At 71.3% G+C, this 17,628-nt stretch carries 14 protein-coding genes and 1 pseudogene; 7 read left to right on the top strand and 8 right to left on the bottom strand.

All coding sequences use genetic code 11. The features are described 5' to 3' along the window. Nucleotides 1-119: 119 nt before the first annotated feature. Nucleotides 120-2,864 (top strand): annotated as a pseudogene (locus tag ACFXPL_RS31950) (beta keto-acyl synthase); the annotation flags it as partial. 109 nt (nucleotides 2,865-2,973) lie between these two features. Here the strand turns inward: ACFXPL_RS31950 and ACFXPL_RS31945 are convergent. Together ACFXPL_RS31945 and ACFXPL_RS31940 are read right to left on the bottom strand one after the other, a co-directional pair. Then, nucleotides 2,974-4,518, bottom strand: a complete 1,545-nt coding sequence (locus tag ACFXPL_RS31945; RefSeq protein ID WP_384926194.1) for a hypothetical protein — start codon at nucleotides 4,516-4,518, stop codon at nucleotides 2,974-2,976. Next, nucleotides 4,515-5,147 carry an ATP-binding cassette domain-containing protein gene (locus ACFXPL_RS31940; RefSeq protein ID WP_384926192.1) on the bottom strand — a complete coding sequence of 211 codons (633 nt, stop codon included), beginning with the start codon at nucleotides 5,145-5,147 and terminating at the stop codon, nucleotides 4,515-4,517. The genes ACFXPL_RS31945 and ACFXPL_RS31940 overlap by 4 nt, the downstream gene beginning before the upstream one ends. Before the next feature lie 315 nt (nucleotides 5,148-5,462). On the opposite strand from ACFXPL_RS31940, the gene ACFXPL_RS31935 reads away from it, so the two are divergent. From ACFXPL_RS31935 to ACFXPL_RS31920, 4 genes are all read left to right on the top strand, one after another. Then, nucleotides 5,463-5,849, top strand: coding sequence for a hypothetical protein (locus tag ACFXPL_RS31935; RefSeq protein ID WP_384926190.1), 387 nt, complete (start codon nucleotides 5,463-5,465; stop codon nucleotides 5,847-5,849). A gap of 214 nt (nucleotides 5,850-6,063) precedes the next feature. Beyond that, a complete protein-coding gene (locus ACFXPL_RS31930; protein WP_384926188.1) occupies nucleotides 6,064-6,741 on the top strand; it encodes an ArsR/SmtB family transcription factor in 678 nt (225 codons plus the stop codon). Next, complete coding sequence (locus ACFXPL_RS31925; protein ID WP_384926186.1) at nucleotides 6,738-7,475, top strand: SRPBCC domain-containing protein; 738 nt, start codon at nucleotides 6,738-6,740, stop codon at nucleotides 7,473-7,475. The genes ACFXPL_RS31930 and ACFXPL_RS31925 overlap by 4 nt, the downstream gene beginning before the upstream one ends. 332 nt (nucleotides 7,476-7,807) lie before the next feature. Beyond that, nucleotides 7,808-8,380, top strand: a complete 573-nt coding sequence (locus tag ACFXPL_RS31920; RefSeq protein WP_384926185.1) for a dihydrofolate reductase family protein — start codon at nucleotides 7,808-7,810, stop codon at nucleotides 8,378-8,380. Between the two features lie 67 nt (nucleotides 8,381-8,447). Here ACFXPL_RS31920 and ACFXPL_RS31915 read toward each other — a convergent pair whose 3' ends face one another. From ACFXPL_RS31915 to ACFXPL_RS31905, 3 genes are all read right to left on the bottom strand, one after another. After that, nucleotides 8,448-8,783: a YnfA family protein gene (locus ACFXPL_RS31915; protein ID WP_384926183.1), complete on the bottom strand. Its 336-nt coding sequence runs from the start codon at nucleotides 8,781-8,783 to the stop codon at nucleotides 8,448-8,450. 65 nt (nucleotides 8,784-8,848) lie between these two features. Beyond that, nucleotides 8,849-9,628, bottom strand: coding sequence for a MerR family transcriptional regulator (locus ACFXPL_RS31910; RefSeq protein WP_384926181.1), 780 nt, complete (start codon nucleotides 9,626-9,628; stop codon nucleotides 8,849-8,851). Between the two features lie 134 nt (nucleotides 9,629-9,762). After that, nucleotides 9,763-10,335 carry a TetR-like C-terminal domain-containing protein gene (locus ACFXPL_RS31905; RefSeq protein ID WP_384926179.1) on the bottom strand — a complete coding sequence of 191 codons (573 nt, stop codon included), beginning with the start codon at nucleotides 10,333-10,335 and terminating at the stop codon, nucleotides 9,763-9,765. 99 nt (nucleotides 10,336-10,434) lie between these two features. Here ACFXPL_RS31905 and ACFXPL_RS31900 point away from each other — a divergent pair, with 99 nt between their 5' ends. After that, entirely contained in the window at nucleotides 10,435-11,688 is a 1,254-nt protein-coding gene (locus ACFXPL_RS31900) for an MFS transporter (protein WP_384926177.1), read from the top strand. Between the two features lie 88 nt (nucleotides 11,689-11,776). Next, nucleotides 11,777-12,577, top strand: coding sequence for an alpha/beta fold hydrolase (locus tag ACFXPL_RS31895; protein ID WP_384926175.1), 801 nt, complete (start codon nucleotides 11,777-11,779; stop codon nucleotides 12,575-12,577). A gap of 306 nt (nucleotides 12,578-12,883) precedes the next feature. Here the strand turns inward: ACFXPL_RS31895 and ACFXPL_RS31890 are convergent, their stop codons facing one another. The 3 genes from ACFXPL_RS31890 to ACFXPL_RS31880 form a co-directional block, all read right to left on the bottom strand. Then, the gene (locus ACFXPL_RS31890; RefSeq protein ID WP_384926173.1) at nucleotides 12,884-13,393 is read right to left on the bottom strand and encodes an inclusion body family protein; all 510 of its coding nucleotides are present in this window, start codon (nucleotides 13,391-13,393) and stop codon (nucleotides 12,884-12,886) included. Between the two features lie 180 nt (nucleotides 13,394-13,573). Continuing rightward, nucleotides 13,574-15,457, bottom strand: coding sequence for a thiamine pyrophosphate-binding protein (locus ACFXPL_RS31885; RefSeq protein ID WP_384926171.1), 1,884 nt, complete (start codon nucleotides 15,455-15,457; stop codon nucleotides 13,574-13,576). Then, on the bottom strand, nucleotides 15,454-17,493 hold the full coding sequence (locus ACFXPL_RS31880) for a flavin monoamine oxidase family protein (RefSeq protein WP_384926169.1): 2,040 nt from the start codon (nucleotides 17,491-17,493) through the stop codon (nucleotides 15,454-15,456). The genes ACFXPL_RS31885 and ACFXPL_RS31880 overlap by 4 nt, the downstream gene beginning before the upstream one ends. Nucleotides 17,494-17,628: the final 135 nt, after the last annotated feature.

Raw genomic sequence — 17,628 nt, 5'->3', positions numbered from 1 at the left:
GGCCGGGCCCCGGGCCCCGGCCGGCGGGAGCGGCGGAAAGAGCAGGGTCGGCGGGGACGACGGGAGCGGCGGAGACGGCGGAAGTGGCGGGAGTGGCGGGAGTGGCGGAGACTGCGGAAGTGGCCGAGACGGACGGAGCGGCGGGGGTCCGTGCCGCGGTCGTCCGGCAGAGCCTGCGCATCGCCGCGCTGCACCAGGAGATCATGGCCGCGCATACCGAGGCCCACCAGCGGTTCCTGCGGGTGTCGGCCCTCGCCGTCACCGCGCTGACGGCTGCCGGGCCCGCCCCCGCACGGTGGCCCGGCCTTCCGGCGCCGCGTCCGGCCGCCGCCGGGCCGCTCACCCCCGTACGTCCCGGGCCGCTGCCGGAAACCCCGCCCGGGGCCGTCCGGCCCGTACGTCCGGGGCCGAAGTTCGACCGCGCCCAGTTGGAGCACCTCGCCTCCGGGGAGATCTCCGCGCTGTTCGGCCCCCGGTTCGCCGAGCAGGACGCGTACGCCGTACAGACCCGGATGCCCGAACCGCCCATGCTGTTCGCGGACCGGGTCACCGGTATCGACGCGGTACCGGCGGCGCTCGCCACGCCCGGCCCCGTACGCACCGACGGGATGATCTGGACCGAGACCGATGTGCTGCCCGGCAGTTGGTACCTGGACTCCAACGGGCGTGTTCCGGCAGGGCTGTTGATCGAGGCGGGCCAGGCGGACCTGCTCCTGCTGAGCTGGCTGGGCATCGATCTCCTCAACCGGGGCGAGCGCGCCTACCGGCTGCTCGGCTGCGAGGTGACGTACCACGGCACCCCGCCGCAGGCTGGAGACACCCTGTGCTACGAGATCCACATCGACGGTCACGCGGAGCACGACGGCGTCCGGCTGGCCTTCTTCCACTACGAGTGCTTCGTGGACGGCGAACTACGGCTGAGCATCCGCGAGGGCCAGGCCGGGTTCTTCACCCCGCAGGAGCTGGCCGGCGGTGGCGGTGTGCGGTGGGACCCCGCCGAGCGCCCGCCCGGTGACGACCTGCCGCTCGACCCGCCCGCCGTACGGTGCGAACTGACCCGCTTCGACGCGGAGCGGGTCGCGGCCCTGGCCCAGGGCCGGCCGGCGGACTGCTTCGGGCCCGGCTGGGAGGCGACGGCGGCCCATGTCCGCCCACCGGGGCTCGACGACGGCCGTCTGCGACTGATCGACGAGGTGACCGCGTTCGACCCGGCGGGCGGGCCGTGGGGCCGCGGCTATCTGCGGGCCGAGACCCCGCTGTCGCCGGACGACTGGTTCTTCACGGGGCACTTCAAGAACGACCCCTGCATGCCGGGCACCCTGATGCTCCAGGGCGGTCTCCAGGCGATGGCGTTCTACCTGGCGGCCATGGGCTTCACCGTGGACCGGGACGGCTGGCGCTTCGAGCCGGTCGACGGTCACCCGTGCCGGACGATGTGCCGGGGCCAGGCCACCCCGTCCGGCCGGCGCGTCGTCTACGAGGTGTTCGTGCGCGGTGTCTCGGCCGGCCCGGTGCCCACGCTCCACGCCGATGTACTGGGCTCGGTGGACGGGACGAAGGCGTTCCTGGGCCGCGACGTGGCGCTGCGGCTGGTGCCCGACTGGCCGCTGTCGCACTGGCGGCGCTCGGGCCCGCCCGTCGTGCAGCCCGGCGCCACGCCGGTGCCGCTCCCCCTGCTCGGCGGGCTGGCCGGGCACCGGGAGGAGAAGCCCGTGGCGGTATCGTCCGACGGATTCCCCTTCGGGTACGCCTCGCTGCTGGCGTGCGCCTGGGGCAGACCGAGTGAGGCGTTCGGCGCCGCGTACGAGCCCTTCGACGGCACCCGCAGGGTCGCGCGGCTGCCCGGCCCCCCGTACCACTTCATGAGCCGGGTCGTCTCGGTGGACGGGCCGCAGGGCGGTATGCGGGAGGACAGCGAGGTCGTCGCGGAGTACGACGTACCCGCGCGGGCCTGGTACTTCGAGCAGAGCGGCGGCCGTACGATGCCGTTCGCCGTCCTCATGGAGGTCGCGCTGCAGCCCTGCGGGTGGCTGGCCTCGTACGTGGGCAGCGCGCTGACCACCGGAACGGATCTGCTGTTCCGCAACCTCGACGGGACGGCGACGGTCAGCGGTGAGGTCACCCCGGCGACGGGCACGATCCGCACCCATGCCGTACTGACCCGCGTCTCCCGCGGCGGGGACATGATCGTCGAGTCCTTCCGGGTGAGGTGCACGGCCGACGGCGCGCCGCTGTGCGAACTCTCCACGGTCTTCGGCTACTTCCCGCCGTCGTCCTTCGACCACCAGCCCGGCCTCGCGGTCCCGGCCGAGGACCGGGCCCGGCTCGACGAGCCCTGCGGGCACCCGGTCGATCTGACCGGGCGCCCCGCCCGGTACTTCGCCGGGGAGCCGCGGCTGCCGGGCCCGATGCTGCTGATGCTCGACCGGATCACCGGCTCCTGGCCGGACGGGGGCCGCGCGGGGCTCGGCCGGCTGCGGTCGGAGAAGGACGTGGTCCCGGACGAGTGGTTCTTCCGGGCGCATTTCTTCCAGGACCCGGTGCAGCCGGGGTCGTTGGGCCTGGAGGCCATGTGCCAGCTGCTCCAGTACCACCTGCTCGAACGCGGCGCCGCCGACGGCATCCCGCACCCCCGGTTCGAGCCGGTGCTGCCCGGCCGCGAGACCGCCTGGACGTACCGCGGCCAGATCACCCCGGCCGACCGGCTGATCCGGGTGGACATGGACATCGTCGAGTCCGGTACGGACGCGCGGGGCCCGTACGCGCTGGCTGACGCGTCGCTGTGGGGTGACGACACGTGCATCTACCGGGTGCGCGGACTGGGCATGCGCGTGGTCTCCGACGCCGCTCCCGCGCCCCGGTGATCGCCCGGTGATCGCCCCTCCGAAGCCGGGCGCCCGGGGCCGAACCGCTCACGCGGGGACCGGACCCCTCACGCGGGGACCACACCACGAACCGGCCGCGTTCCCGGTGCTACACCCGGCCGAGGCGGGTGAGCAGTCCCCGGTGCGCCCATCCTGTCCGGCGCAGCCCCGTCCAGACACAGCAGGCGGCGACGGCGAGCGCCGACCCGGTCGCGCCGAGCGCCGACGGGACGGCGTTCATCACGGCGATGCCGATCACCACGGCGACGAATCCGTCGAACTGCCACGCCACGACGCGCAGCCCGGAGAGATCGCCGAATGGCGTCATGACCGGGAGCAGCAGCTCCAGCGGCAGATGCGACTTCATCTCACGCAGGAACCTGGCAGCGAGCACCAGCGCCAACGACCCCGCGACGAGGAGGAGCGCGTTCCCCAGGCGTCCGCCGTACAGCGACCACCGGGTCATGATCGCTACGCCACCTCCCAGAGACGCTCCGGCCGTGACGGCGACGACGGGCCATGCCAGCGTGCGGGCGAGCGTCCCACCCCACCACTCGCCGAAGAGCGGGGCCAGGGTCAACTCGTCGCGCAGGCCGCGCCACGTCTCGCTCACCCACCCCGATCCCAGGTACACACAGATCGATCCGGCCACCCACCACAGCAACGCCGGGCCGCCTTCCGGTCCGGCCGCCCCGTGGGTCAGCACAGCACCGCCGATCAACAGGAGCGGCACGGCCGCACTGGCGCGACCGGGCGTGCGCAGCGCTCGGATCGCTCCCTGGGCGAGATGGCCGCGAAGGCGCCCGTCCGCGCGGATCAGAGCCGAGGTGAGCCCGCGCGGCTCGGGCCGGTACAGGTCGAGGGCGTGGTGGAGGGTGCCCGTCCAGGCATATGCCTGGGCCTGGGAGGCGCGTGCCGACTCGCGTGCGAGTCGGACGAGATCGACCGTACGGATCGACCGGAAGGCCACCCGTCCGAGGGTCGCGGCCGTGGCCGCCGAGACGCCGGCGACGAGCCACGGACCGGCCCCGCCGTCCGGGGCCATTCGGCTCGCCGCCTCCACCACGAGCGCCGCGGCGCCCGCGGCGGAGGCGAGCGCGAGGTTGTCTCGCACCGCTCGGACCTGGCCCCACAGCCAGGCCACGGCGGCGACGGCACTGAGCCCCACCACGACCGCGAGACCCTGGAGCGCGGTGTCGAGGTGATCGAACAGGTCGGTCGCGAGGTACGCCGTGGCGCACGCCGACAGCAGCGTGGCCGTGCTCGCGTACGCCAGTCGGCGCCGGGCGATCGTGCCGAGGTAGCTCGTCGGGGACATGTCCGTGGACATGAGTACGTGCAGCAGGAAGGGCTGGATCACCAGCGGTCCCCAGAACCGGCCGGCGAGCTGGGCCCCCCAGCACGCGGCCACCGCGAGCGCGCAGAGCAGGGGCGTCGCCCCGGCGAGAGGCGCCACGGAGAGGGGCGCGGGCGAAGTGCTCCGGGCGTGGACGACCGGCACCAGGTAGAAGACGGCGAACAGGGCGACAAGATAGGCGGTGTACGCGCGGCCACGCACCGTGGCACGGTCGCCGCGGCGGGCGTATCGCCGCCGTACGGCGTGGACGCGTTTGGCGGCATCGGGTTCGGGTTCCGCGACGGTGTGCGTGGTCATCCCAACTCCACGCGGCCGTCGCACGCTTCCACCAGAGCGGGCTCGTGGGTGGCGACCAGGAACGACGTGCCCTCAGCGGCCCGCTCGGTGAGCAGTGTGGCCACCAGATCGACGCGGTCGCTGTCGAGGTGCCGCTCGGGCTCGTCGAGCAGTACGACGTCGGCAGGGCGGACCAACGTCAGGGCGAGGCTGAAGAGTTGCAACTGTCCGGACGAGACCTGATGGGGGAACCGCTCACCCAGCGAGGACAGTCCCAACCGCTCGGTGATCCGTTCGGCGCCCTCGGCGGTTTCCGGGGCATTGCCGTACCAGGAGGCGGCGACCAGTGTCACCTGCTCGCGCACCGTCATGTCACGGGCGAGGGGGACCGGTTCGACGAGCGAGGCCACGCGACGTCGGTGCAGAGGCTTCGCCGGGTCGGCGGGTTCGCCCAGCACCGAACACGATCCGGCCGTCAGACGGCGACCGCCCAGGAAGGCACGCAGGAGGGTGGTCTTCCCCGAGCCGTTTCCACCGGTGACACACCAGAACTCGCCCGGCATCACCCTGAACGTCGTGGGCGCGAGCAGCGTGGTGTCGCCCACCATGACCGTCGCGCCGTCTGCCGCGATCGCCGGGACTCCGGTCACTTCTCCTCCAGAACCACAAGCATCGTTCGCGAGCTTGCGCTGTCGTCCTCACCCGCGTGGGACCCGTTGCGCTGCCGGAGCGTCGCCTCCCCGCCCGCGCGGAATGGTTCCGTCCGCGACACGGGACGCGGACCTCCGCCGAATCCCCGTCAGCGGAAGTCCGCCAACCTCCTTGCACGCCCTTCAGGCACCGCGCCGTAATCTTATGATCACCCCATGGTGACGCGTAGGGGGATCTCGGGAGTGAAGCGTCGGGCGCGGACCAGGATCCGTGCCATCGTCAAGAGTGCGCCCACGTCATGGTGGTTGGTACCTGTGGCAGCCGTCGTCATGTCCGGGGCGGCCTGGGCACTCACCGGCCTTTTTGACGGCGGCTGCACGCCCGGTCCGCGTGGGGGCTGTCTCGTCGCCGCCGACCACACCATGCGGGGAACGGTGCTGTTCGTTCTGGTGCTGCCGTGTTACGTCGTGTTGATCAAGGGGCTCTCCAGCGACCGGTGGCTTCCGGCCTGCTGTCTCGTCGCGGGCGGCGCGGCCGGCGGTCTGTACACCCTCGCGCGGGGAACGACGGGGCAGTACGCGACGCTCGCCGCGGTCTTCTTCGCCCTCGCCGTGGCCGCCCCGGCGGCGACCTGGTACCGCCGCACCCGGGCGGCCTCCGGCGCCGTCCGGCGGCCCGGCGCCGGGCGACGCGAGCGGTGACCGGCGCTTCGACGTCTGCCGTACGGTCCCCTCCCGCCTTCCGCGCCGCCTCCCGCACACCGGCTCACGCGGCGAGTCGGCCGCACCCCGGCATCTCCAGTGCCTTCGCGCTGGACGGCGGCCCCGACTCGGCCTGGCCGCTCGGCCGGTAACCGGGCACGCCGACAATAAAACCCTCCTTGACAAAAACTTTTGTCGGTCGGATCCTGGAGCGGTGCTGGATGTCGCTGTGATCGAAGAACCCGCCGCGGCCGAGGCGTCCCTGGACCCGATACGGTCCCGGATCCTCGCCGCCCTCGCCGAGCCCGGCTCGGCCGCCATGCTCGCCACCCGTCTGGGCCTGCCCCGGCAGAAGGCCAACTACCACCTCAAGGAGCTGGAGCGGCACGGACTGGTCGAGCTCGCCGAGGAACGCCGCAAGGGCAGCATCACCGAGCGGGTGTACCGCGCCACCGCCGCCTCCTACGTGATCTCCCCCAGCGCTCTGGCCGCCGTCAGCCCGGACCCTTCCCGCTCCCCCGACCAGCTCTCCGCCCGCTGGCTGCTGGCGCTGGGATCCCGGCTGGTGCAGGAGGTCGGCACGCTGCTGACCGGTGCCGCCCGGACCGAGCGGCGCATCGCCACCTTCGGCATCGACGCCGAGGTGCGGTTCGCGTCCGCGGCCGACCGCGCGGCCTTCACCGGCGAACTGGCCCAGGCGGTGGCGGCCCTCGTCGGCCGCTACCACGACGAGTCCGCCCCGGGAGGCCGGAATCACCGCGTGGTGGTGGGGCTCCACCAGATCCCCGCCCCGCACCCCGGCGCCCCCGAGGTGAGCGCGGGCGGGCCGCGGCAGCGGTCCGGGGGGACACACGAGACCCAACCCGGAACAGGACAGGAAACCGCACCATGACGCATCCGTTCGAGATCGAGCTGGAGACGGCCCTGCCGGCGAGCCCGGAGCAGATCTGGGAAGCGATCGCGACAGGGCCGGGGATCGACTCCTGGTTCATGGGCCGCAACGAGGTCGAGGCGCGCGAGGGCGGCATCGCCGCCATGAGTACCGGAGGCCACCGGGAAGAGGCGGTGATCACCGCCTACGAGCCCGGCGAACGCTTCGCCACCCGTACGTCCCCCGCCGAGGACGGCAGGCTCATGGCCTTCGAATACCTGATCGAGGGACGGGACGGTGGCAGCACGGTGCTCCGCGTCGTCCACAGCGGCCTGCTCGGCGACGACTGGCAGGACGAGTACGACGCCCTGCGCCGTGGCTGGCCCTTCCACCTCCACACACTCCGCGAGTACCTGACGCACTTCCCCGGACGGGCCGGCGTTCCCGTCTTCGCCGTGGTGCCGACGAACGGGCGGTCGGAGCAGGAGACCAGGGCGGCCCTCATCCGTGGCCTGTCACTGCCGGACCCACCCGTCGTCGGCGCACGGGCGCACGCCGAGCCGGCCGGTCTGCCGCCCCTGGAAGGCGAGGTGGTCTGGGCCGACGACGAACGTACGGCGGTCCGCACCGCCGACGGGATCTACACCTTCCACCACGGCTCCGGCATGGCGTTGATGTTCCACCACCTGTTCGGACCGGATACGGAAGGGGCCGAGGCCGCCTGGCAGCAGTGGCTGGCCGGGCTCCTCAACTAGGGCGTGTTTCGAAAGTAGCGCCGTCCGCCCGTAGGGCGGGGCCTGCGGCGTCCGGTGCACTGCACTCGCTCCGCTCGCTCCGTCTCGGCACACTGAATCCTCCTTCGGATGCCGAGCGCGATCGCGAGGAGGAGGATCGGCACCCTCGATGGCCCGGACGTACTCGGACGACTCCGACAACGCGGCGAGCGTGCGTGCCAGACGTCGCGGGCCAGGCGGGACTTTCGAAACACGCCCTGGAGCCCCTCCCGGCCCCCGGGACCCCCGCCGTCCCGAACATGGCCGAGGCGGCAGCAGACAGCCACCCGCACGACCGACACCAAGGAAATCTCATGCGTATCCTGATCAGCACCGCCTTCGTCTCGCTCGACGGCGTCGTGGAGGGCCCCGGCGGCGAACCGGGCTACCGCAACTCCGGATGGACCTTCAAGGACGTCGAGTTCGTCCCCGAGGCCTTCGACATCAAGGGGCGGGAGCAGAGGGAATCCACCGCGATCCTGATGGGCCGGGTCAGCTACCAGGCGTTCAGCCCGGTGTGGCCGGACATGGAGGAATTCGCCGACTACAAGTCGATGCCGAAGTACGTCGTCTCCACCACCCTCACCGATGACGACCTGGTCCCGAACTGGGGCGAGACCACGATCCTGCGCTCGCTCGACGAGGTCGCCGCCCTGAAGGAGACCGAGGGCGGCCCGATCATCCTCCACGGCAGCGCCTCCCTCAACCACGCCCTGTCCGACGCGGGCCTGATCGACCGCTACCACCTGCTCGTCTTCCCGCTGCTCCTCGGCGCGGGCAAGCGCCTGTTCAGCGCCACGGACAAGGACACCCAGAAGCTGAAGCTGGTGGAGTGCGAGGCGTACTCCAACGGCCTGCAGAAGAACGTCTTCGACGTCGTCCGCTGACCATGCCTCGGCTCCCCGCCCCGCCGCCGCCTTCCGGGGCGCGAGTGGCGTCCGTCCGTCCGACGGGTCAGTGGCCGCGGGGCGCGTACATGATGACCGCCATCCCGGCCAGACAGACCACGGCGCCGATGAGGTCGAAGCGGTCGGGACGGTACCCGTCGGCGACCACGCCCCAGGCGATCGACCCGGCGACGAAGATGCCGCCGTAGGCGGCGAGGATACGGCCGAAGTTGTCGTCGCTCTGGAAGGTGGCGACCACGCCGTACAAGCCGAGCGCGATCACACCCGCGCCCACCCAGATCCAGCCCTTGTGTTCACGGATGCCCTGCCAGACCAGCCAGGCGCCTCCGATCTCGAACAGAGCGGCGACGACGAACAGGGCGATGGAACGGGCAACGAGCACGGGAAGGATCTCTCTGCGTCGGAGGAGTGGGGAGCGGTACGAGGTGAACACGGGGAACGAACGCGTCAGACGGTCGGGCCGAAAAGGTCCGCGAGCAGCGCGCCGCCGTCGGCGGGCGCCCGGACCTCCAGGTGCAGGTGCGGCCCGTCGAGGTGGAGGCGGAAGTCGAAGAACGGGCAGCACCGCTGCTCGGCGGCGGCCAGTTCGGCCACCCTCGCGGTCCGGTCGACGGGCAGGGTCAGCCGCAGCCCCTCGGGCAGCGGGCCCCGTACCGCGCCGTCGACCGCCTCGCGCCACTGGGTGACGCGCTCGCGCGGGCCCGCTCCGGTCAGCGAGCAGGCCACGGGCGCCGTGCGCCACCGCTCGGCCTCTTCGCCGGAGGCCCTGCGCCCGGCCGCGAGCACCACGTCCACCATCCGCCCGCCCCGGGCGGCCGGCGCCGGGGAGAGGAAGCCGCACTCGGGATCGCAGCGACCGGTGCGGTCCGGCAGCGTGTCAAGGTGCGCCAAAGCATCGTGGAGCGACGCGGTGAACGCGGTCAACTCCGCGGTACGGGCCTCCGCCTCGGCCAGGCGGGCGGCGATCCGGGGGCGCAGGTCCGCCTTCACCTCCCCGCAGGCTCCGGCCTCCCAGACCCGGAGCAGCTCGCCGATCGCCTCCAACGGCAGCCCCAGGTGCTTGGCCGCGCCGATGAACGCCAGCCGGTCGAGCGCGTCCTCTCCGTACACCCGGTAGCCGGAAGGGGTCCGGTCCGCGGGCAGCAGCCCCTCGCCCTCGTAGAAGCGCAGGGTGGTGGCCGGCACACCACTGCGCTCGGAGAGCTGGGAGATCCGCATGAAGGTCACGTCATCGACGGTAAACCTTCCACCCGACTCGAAGGTCAACCGGACAGCGGCACGCTCAAGGTCCCACACCTGACGTCGGGACTCCGCCGAGACGGGACGGGTACGACAACGAGGTCCGGCCCTTGCGGGTGCTGTCAGTCCGGCAGCAGGTGTGACACGAGGGCGCGGGTCCATTCGGGGGTCAGGGCCTGGTCGGTGAAGACGGCCCGGTAGTAGAGGGGCGCGAGCAGGGCGTCCGCGACGCGTTCGACGGTCGGGGCCTCGTTGCCCCGGCCCTGTTCCCGTTCAAGGATGGCCTGGAGCTGCCGCTGGCGTTCTCCGGTGCACGCGCCGGCGCCCTGTTCCCCGGCCGCGCCGATGGTGGCGCGTACCAGGGGAAGGGTGTCCGGGTCGCCGAGGTCCTTGGCGAGGTCGGACACATACCGTTCCAGGTCCCCACGGAGGCTTCCGGTGTCCGGCACCACGATGTCGCCGGAGAAACGGCTGGTCGCGACGTCGGTGAGCAGTTCACCGACGGATCCCCAACGGCGGTAGACCGTGGTGCCGTGCACGCCCGCGCGGGCGGCCACGACCGGGATCGTCAACGGTTCGTCGGCCTGATCGGCGAGCAGTTCCTCGACGGCCCGGTGGACGGCCGCGCGGATTCGGGCGGAGCGGCCGCCGGGCCGGCTGCCGGTGCGGGGCGGGAGGGAAGCCGGAGTGGACATACGGCCAGTATCGCACTGATCACTGCGTTTCAAGCGCAGCGATCGATGCGTTTGTGTTAGCGTCAGGGTCACTAACGCACAGATCACTGCGAGGGCCGTATGCCTGCCGAATCCGCTGTCACCGCCGCACCGCCCGCCGACGATCCGCACCGCGTGCCGTGGAAGGGCGCCTTCCCCTGTGTGGCCGCCATCGTCGTCCTCTTCCTGGCCGCTTCCAGCGCACCGTCCCCGCTCTACGTGATCTACCAGCAGCAATGGCAGTTCACGGCGTGGGTGCTGACCGTCGTCTTCGCCCTCTACGTGGTCGGTCTGCTGGGCTCGCTGCTCGTCGTCGGCGCGCTGTCGGACCATCTCGGCCGCCGGCCGGTGCTCGCCGCGGCGATCGGACTGGAGATGGTCGCGCTCGTCCTGTTCTACGTCGCCGGGGATGTGTTCGTGCTGTCCGCCGCCCGGGTGCTGCAAGGCATCGCGACCGGGGCGGCGACCACCACCCTGAGCGCCACTCTCGTCGATCTCGAACCGTCGCATACCCGCGGCCGCGCAGGTGTCGTCACCTCGGTGGCCCCCATGGCCGGGCTCGCTCTCGGCGCCCTCGGCAGCGGCCTGCTGGTGGAGTTCGGCCCCGCCCCGACCCGGCTGGTCTACGCACTGCTGTTCGGCGCCATGGTGGTGGCGGCGGTGGTCGTCGCCCTCATGCCGGAGACGTCGCCCCGCAGGCCGGGGGCCGTCGCCTCCCTGCGCCCGCGGGTCAGGATGCCCGCGCACCTGCGTGCGGACATCGTCCCGGTGGTGCCGGTGATGATCGCGGGCTGGGCCTTGGCCGGGATGTATCTCTCGCTCGGCCCGTCCGTCGCGGCCGGGCTGTTCGGGCTGCACAGCCATCTGATCGGTGGCGCCCTCGTGACGCTCCTGGCGGGCAGCGGGGCGGTCGCGGTCTTCCTGTTCCGCTCCCGTTCCGCGTCCTCGCTGCTGGCCCCCTCGTCCGCCGTACTCGGGTTCGGCACCCTGATATCGATGGCCGGGATGGCGCAGAACCTCGTCTGGGTCTCCGCCGCCGGCACCGTCGTCGCGGGTCTCGGCTTCGGCACGTCGGCGCTGGCGACGTTCGGCACCTTCGCCCGGATCGCCGAGCCGCACGAGCGCAGCGCGGTCTTCACCCTGGCGAACGTCATCGCCTATCTGGGAAACAGCGTGCCCGCCGTACTCGGAGGAATCGCCGTCACCGCCCTGGGGCTGAGGACCGCCGCCGAGATCTACGCGCTGACGATCGTGGCGATCACCGCCACCGCCCTGGTCCTGCGCCTGAACCAGGTGCGCGCGGAGCACCGTACCGTCATGGCCCCGAGCGAGTAGGACACCGGCCGACGGCAGGGGACTCGGCGACCGCCGCGCCCCTCCCACTCACCAATTCCGCCTTCCACCACACGAAACAGGAGACGCTGTGACGACCGCGAGCAGGACCAGGAAGAACCTTGAGGTCCAACGATCGGACCACACGACGATCCGGTACACGGCCGGCGGTCCGGCCGGAGGGCCGACCCTGGCTCTCATCCACGGCTGGGCGTGCGACCGCGGCGACTTCGACGCGGTGACCGGCCATCTGCCCGAGCACTACCGCGTCCTCGCGATCGACCTCGCCGAGCACGGCGCGTCGCGGTCCACGCGCGACGTCTGGACCATGGAAGAGTTCGCTCGCGACGTGGCGGCGGTACTGGAAGCCGAGTCGGTGGACACCTGCGTCGTCGCCGGGCACTCCCTCGGCGGGGCGGTCGCCGTCGAAGTCGGCCAGCTGCTCCCCGACACGGTCTCGCACGTGGTCGCACTCGACGCACTGCACTATCTGTCCCTGTTCCCGGCGCAGAGCGAGGAACAGACCGATGCGACGCTGCACATGTTCCGTGCGGACTTCGCCGCAGGGGTACGGGGCCTCGTCGAGGCGGGTTCGCCGCCGGGGACCGACACCGCTCTCATGGAGTCGTACGTCGCGAAGATGGCCGCAGTGCGGCAGCCCGCGGGCCTGCGTTCCATCGAGGGCCTGGTGCACTGGGACATGGACGCGGCGCTGCGCGCGACGAAGCAGCCGATCACCGTGTTCGCGATACGCGACCTGACAACACGGGAAGCGATCGACCGCTACGCGGACCGCTTCGACATCGTGCCCGTCGACCTGGGCAGCCACCACTTCCCGGCGGAGGCACCCGAAGGCACGGCGAAGCTTCTGGCCGGGGTGGTGACCGTATGACGAGCCTGGTCGGGGGAGACCTCAGCCCCGCCCACTTACGCGAGCGCCTCGCCGATCCGGCGGCCACCCTGGCGAACGCGCGGATCGCCACCCTCGCCGGCCGGGGGCACATCCCATCCCGATCAGTCGCACCGCTGCCGCCTTCGTCGGCACGCCGGTCCTCCGGGGGCGTGCCGACCGGCTCAGGCGTGGGCACCGCGTACGTGACCCCGCGGGCCCGGCGGCGGGCGGGACGGCCTCGGGTTCCGTCTCGGTCTCGGGCTGAGGGCGGCGACCGTCACGGCCGCCGCCCTCAGCCGAGGACCGTCAGGGATTTTCGATGGTGATGAAGGGGTCCCATTGGAAATACCCCTTCAATTGCCGGTGGTGGTCCAGGATCTGGAAGTAGAAGTGGTACACGACCTTGCCGGCTTTCTTCACGGTCGTCCGCCAGTAATGGTCCTCGTAGTTCTGCGTCACGAATTCCGGCCTGCCTTCGGACCCTTCCTTCGGCATCGGATAGACGCCGTCGATCACCTCGATCTCCGGCGTCCTGATGAGCGTGTGCCCGCTGTCGCTGCTCACGTACCGGTAGAGCAGTGCCTTGTAGTCGCTGCTGAGCGACAGCGTCGTCTCCCGCCACCTGATGCTGTCCCCCGGTTCGGCCCGGAGGTTCAACTCGGCCCCTGACGTGCCGATGATGTGGTCGTGGCGCGTCGTCATGTAGATCAGCGTGTGGTCGACCTGCGTCGGCGCGTCGGGGTTCCTCGACGCGTTGGGATTCCGCTCGACGATCGTGGCCGCGTCGAACGCGATCAGTACGTTGAGATCAGCCATTTCCTGCCCCCTTCGGATACACGATTCTTCTGACAAGGCTGTGCTGACATGCCGCCCTGGTCCGCCCCTTTCGTCCTCCGGCCGCGCCCGGACCGGACCGGCCCGGCTACGCCCGGCCCGATCCCGCCCGGCCCCGCCCGGCCCGATCCCGCCCGATCCCGCCCGGTCCGGTCCGGCCCGTCAGGCCGGCTCGGAGGGGTTCGGCACCTTGTACGCCATGGCTCGCGGGTAGTCGTGGCGGTGCAGGCGGACGCGGACCAGCAGCGGTCCGGCGTTGACCGGGTCGGCCGGGTCGGTGAGGCGGGCCAGCAGGTCGTCCAGTTCGGAGGTGTGCGCGATGCTGAGCCCGCTCGCCGGGGTCTCCTTGCCGGCGAAGACGTCAGCGAGGCGGTCGTAGTGCCACGGGTGGAGGACGTTGTAGAAGTCGGCCTCCGCGCCGTCCGGGTCGCCGGAGCCCGGGGCGCCGGAGCCACGTCCACCCGTGCCCCGTTCGGCGTAGTAGGACGGGTGCACCAGCATCTGCTCGATGCCGTAGAAGTGCCCGTTGTCCAGGACGAACACCACCGACCGCAGCCCGAGCCTGGTGTGGGTGGAGATCTCCTGACAGGTCTCCTGGAAGGCACCGTCGCCGACGAACACCATCGGGCGGGCGTGCCCGCGCTTGGGGGCGAGGGCGGCGCCGGTGGCCGCGCCGACCGACCAGCCGATGGAGAGCCAGCTGATCTGCGACAGGAACCCGCCCGCGGGAAGGGACAGGTTCATGGAGCCGATGAGGGAGAACGCGGCATCGGAGACGACCGTCCAGTTCTGCCGGGTCTCCTGGCCGAGGAAGTGGTTGATCCGGTCGAACAGGCCGTCGTAGGTGATCCGTTCGGCGCTCCGGGACGGCGATCCTCCGGCGCGGAGCGAGGCGCGGTGGTGCTCCAGGTCGGCGGGGCGGTCGCCGGGCGCCCCGTGGTGGGCGTGGGCCTCGGCGTAGTAGTCGGCGTCCAGTCCCCCGGAGCCGTAGCGGTTCACCAGTGTGTCCTGGAGTGCGGGCAGGAGTTGTTCGAGCTGGACGTCGGGGAAGTAGGAGGTGCCGACGCTGACGCCGCCGTTCGCGGCCATCACCCAGTCGTCGCCGACGTACTGTTCGCCGCCGAGGTTCTTCGACGTGGACCAGGCGCCGAGCCCGATCCGGCAGGTGGCCCAGTCCTTGAAGATCCGGTGCACGTCCGGGTGGCTGGCCCTGCCGTTGTAGACCCCGTGGAACTGCGGCAGGTCCTCCTCGACGACGGCCTTGGCGCCTACGGTGGTGCAGAACGGCACTCCGGTGGACTCCACCAGGTCGGTGAGGAGCCCGCCGAGGCGGTACCGGTCGATCTCCTCGCCCGCCCACACGATCGGGCGGGGCCTGCCGTCCGGACCGGGGTGCGCCTCGACCAGGGTGAGGATCGCGTTCACCGCGTGGTCCAGCATGGGCTGGTTGCGCGCGCTGAACGGCCGCTCGCGGCGGAGTACCGGCTCCCCGGGCTCGGGGCAGGGTTCGTCCCACAGGTCTTCCATGACCTCCAGGTAGACCGGCCTGCGCTCGGAGAGGCACGCGGTGAGCGCGGCGTCGATCTGACCGGCGGCGAGGCCGGGGTGGGAGATGACCTGCGCGTCCACGGTGACCTGCCGGTAGACGTCCAGGTTGCTCTCCGCGCGCGGGCTCATGTGCGAGGTGAGCATGCCGAGGGCCCGGTAGTTCTGCCACTGCTCGTAGGGCGGGGAGGCGTTGATGGCGACCAGCGGGATCTGTTCGACGTAGGCGCCGCCGCAGGCGTTGAGCAGGTTGAACGCTCCGACGCTGTACGTGACCGCGGCCGCGCCGACGCCATGGATACGGGCATAGGCGTCGGCCGCCTGGCCCGCGCCGCCCTCGGTGGGGGTGCCGACCCACTCGACGGCGCCCTCGTCGCGCAGGGTGGTCAGGAACGGGCCGAGGTGGTTGCCGGGGACGCCGAACAGGTGGGTGATGCCCAACTCGGCCAGCCTCAGGGCGAGATAGCGGGCGACCGTACACCGGGGGATGATCGCGGTCACGAGCTGTCCTCCACGTTCGGGTCCGGCGTGGTGACCGGCGCGGCCTGGTGGACGGCGACGGCGGTGCGGACGGCGCTCTCCAACGCGCCCTCGATCCAGGCGTGTTTGAGGGAGGTGTGCTCTCCGGCGAAGTGCACGGGACCTTCGGGCCGGGGGACGTCCAGGTGGAAGCTGGTCATCTGGTGCGCGGTGTACGTGGCGGCCTCACCGAAGGCGTACGGATCGCGGGCCCAGCTCTTGGTGGCGCCCCGTCCGGTGAAGAACACCTCGATACGCCGGCCGTGCAGGGCCTGGAGGTTGCGCAGCGCGTAGACGTAGCGCTCCGCGTTGCGCATGGAGTCCCAGCGTGTGGCGTCGTCGGACCAGCAGTACGCGGCGAGCACCACGCCGCCGGTGCTGCCCTCGACCCGGTGTGAGGGGTAGTACATGAACCGGTTGGGGTTGTCGGCTGCCGATCCCCCTCCGAAGCAGTGGGTGGCGGGGCGGACGGCGGGGCCGCGCAGCGGCATGGTGCTGTTGAGCTGCCGCATCTCCTCGGTGACACTGCTGTCCTTGACCGCGGCCCCGAGCAGGCCGGCGTCCGCCTCGGTGGGCGTGAGACCGGGATCGGTGTCGTTCACCCCGGCGTTCAGCCGGTAGTTCTCGTACGCGCCCGGTGCGATGCCCTCCAGTTCGTCGCGCCAGTCCTCCTCGGTGAACTCCCACCACCGGTGGCTGAACTCCAGCAGCACCTTGGTGGCCTGGTCGTAGTGGGTCTCGATGATGGCCCGGCGCTTCTTGTACGACATCGAGGGGACGATCTCCACGAAGCGCAGCGCGGAGAACGGGATGGTGACGATCGCCAGGTCCGCGGTCCACAGGCGCGGCTGGGCCGTCGGGTCGTTCTCGGAGACGGTCTGTACGGCCACCCCCCATCCGTCGGGTCCGACGGCGCCGGTGCCCTCGGGGCCGGTATCGCGGCTGGGGTCGTGGTATTCGAGGCGGATCATGCGGTGGCCGAGCCGCACCTCGTCGCGCAGCCCCTGGTGGAGGGCGTGCGGCAGGCGCCAACTGCCGCCGGGTATCTCCCAGTAGCGCGCGCGGGGGTTGATGTCGCCGAGGCTCAGGAAGCTGTGGAAGAAGGAGAGGTGCAGCCGTGAGGACATGTTCTCCAGGGTTCCGACGGCCTCGATCGCCTCGTCGCTGAGCCCGGCGTAGTCGCGCAGGAAGCCGCCCATCGAGTAGCCGTCGAAGTCGTGGATCACCCGGGCCCAGCCCTCGATCCACTCGTCGAACGGCTTGTTGACGCGCTCCCCGTCGACGAGGTCGGAGTAGTAGTCGCGCACGCTCTCCAGCGCCCCGTCGACGGTCCTCATGACGGGGGCGCGGACCTCGTCGTCGGTGAGGTGGAACCCCTCGTTGATCCGTTCGGGAGCGGTGGCGTACGCGGTGCGCCGTACCTGAACCCGGTTGGCGCGGATCCAGGAGTTGCCCCGCTTGTCGGGTTCGCGGAAGTCGGGGCTGTCGTCGCCGTAGCTCCATGTCCGGCCGGTGAAGGAGGTGTACGTCACGGCGGGGGCAGGGGTGTCGGGGCCGCTGCCGGTGGAGGGGGCCACGTCCACGTTGTAGAACTGGCGGCGACCGAGCCCGAGTTTGTCGACGAGGGCGAGGACGAGCGGGTGGAAGTCGGGCAGCCGCATGGCGCCTGCCTCGGCGTACTGGGCGGGGTCGTCGAAGGGCTGGTGGTGCTTGGTGGCACGGAAGGTCTTGATACGTCCGCCGACACGGCTGGCGTTGGCCTCAAGAATGGTGACGTCGTGGCCGGCGTCCTTGAGCAGGCGACCGGCGACGAGGCCGGTGACACCGGCGCCGACGATGAGGATTTTCTTGCGCGGGTGGTGGGTGGGGCCGAGGTGGCCCGTGTCGATCAGGGTGTGGAGATAGTCGAGTTTGAGGTCCTTGCCGTCCTGCCCGACGAGAAGGAGTTCGCGGGCGAGCTTGAGACACGTCTGCCAGCGCGCACGGGTGGCGGAGTTGTCCCGTGGTGTGTCGGTCATAGCTGACGATCGTAGATACGAAGAAGCGATTCCCCTGTTCCCCCGGCAGGTAAAGTCTCAAAAACACCGATCGCATTGGTTGACGGAATTTCTACTTGCTCGAATTTCCCTTGCATCGACCGGAGTTGTGTCAGA

The sequence above is a fragment of the Streptomyces sp. NPDC059092 genome (assembly GCF_042756365.1).
GTDB lineage: Bacteria > Actinomycetota > Actinomycetes > Streptomycetales > Streptomycetaceae > Streptomyces.
Note: the sequence above shows the minus strand (reverse complement) of the source record. Positions and strands in the feature narration are given on the sequence as shown.

Excerpts from the sequence above, each read along its gene's own strand:
- ACFXPL_RS31945 (WP_384926194.1), bottom strand. The coding sequence starts at position 4,518 with ATGACCACGCACACCGTCGCGGAACCCGAACCCGATGCCGCCAAACGC.
- ACFXPL_RS31890 (WP_384926173.1), bottom strand. The coding sequence starts at position 13,393 with ATGGCTGATCTCAACGTACTGATCGCGTTCGACGCGGCCACGATCGTC.
- ACFXPL_RS31925 (WP_384926186.1), top strand. The coding sequence starts at position 6,738 with ATGACGCATCCGTTCGAGATCGAGCTGGAGACGGCCCTGCCGGCGAGC.
- ACFXPL_RS31920 (WP_384926185.1), top strand. The coding sequence starts at position 7,808 with ATGCGTATCCTGATCAGCACCGCCTTCGTCTCGCTCGACGGCGTCGTG.
- ACFXPL_RS31905 (WP_384926179.1), bottom strand. The coding sequence starts at position 10,335 with ATGTCCACTCCGGCTTCCCTCCCGCCCCGCACCGGCAGCCGGCCCGGC.
- ACFXPL_RS31880 (WP_384926169.1), bottom strand. The coding sequence starts at position 17,493 with ATGACCGACACACCACGGGACAACTCCGCCACCCGTGCGCGCTGGCAG.
- ACFXPL_RS31900 (WP_384926177.1), top strand. The coding sequence starts at position 10,435 with ATGCCTGCCGAATCCGCTGTCACCGCCGCACCGCCCGCCGACGATCCG.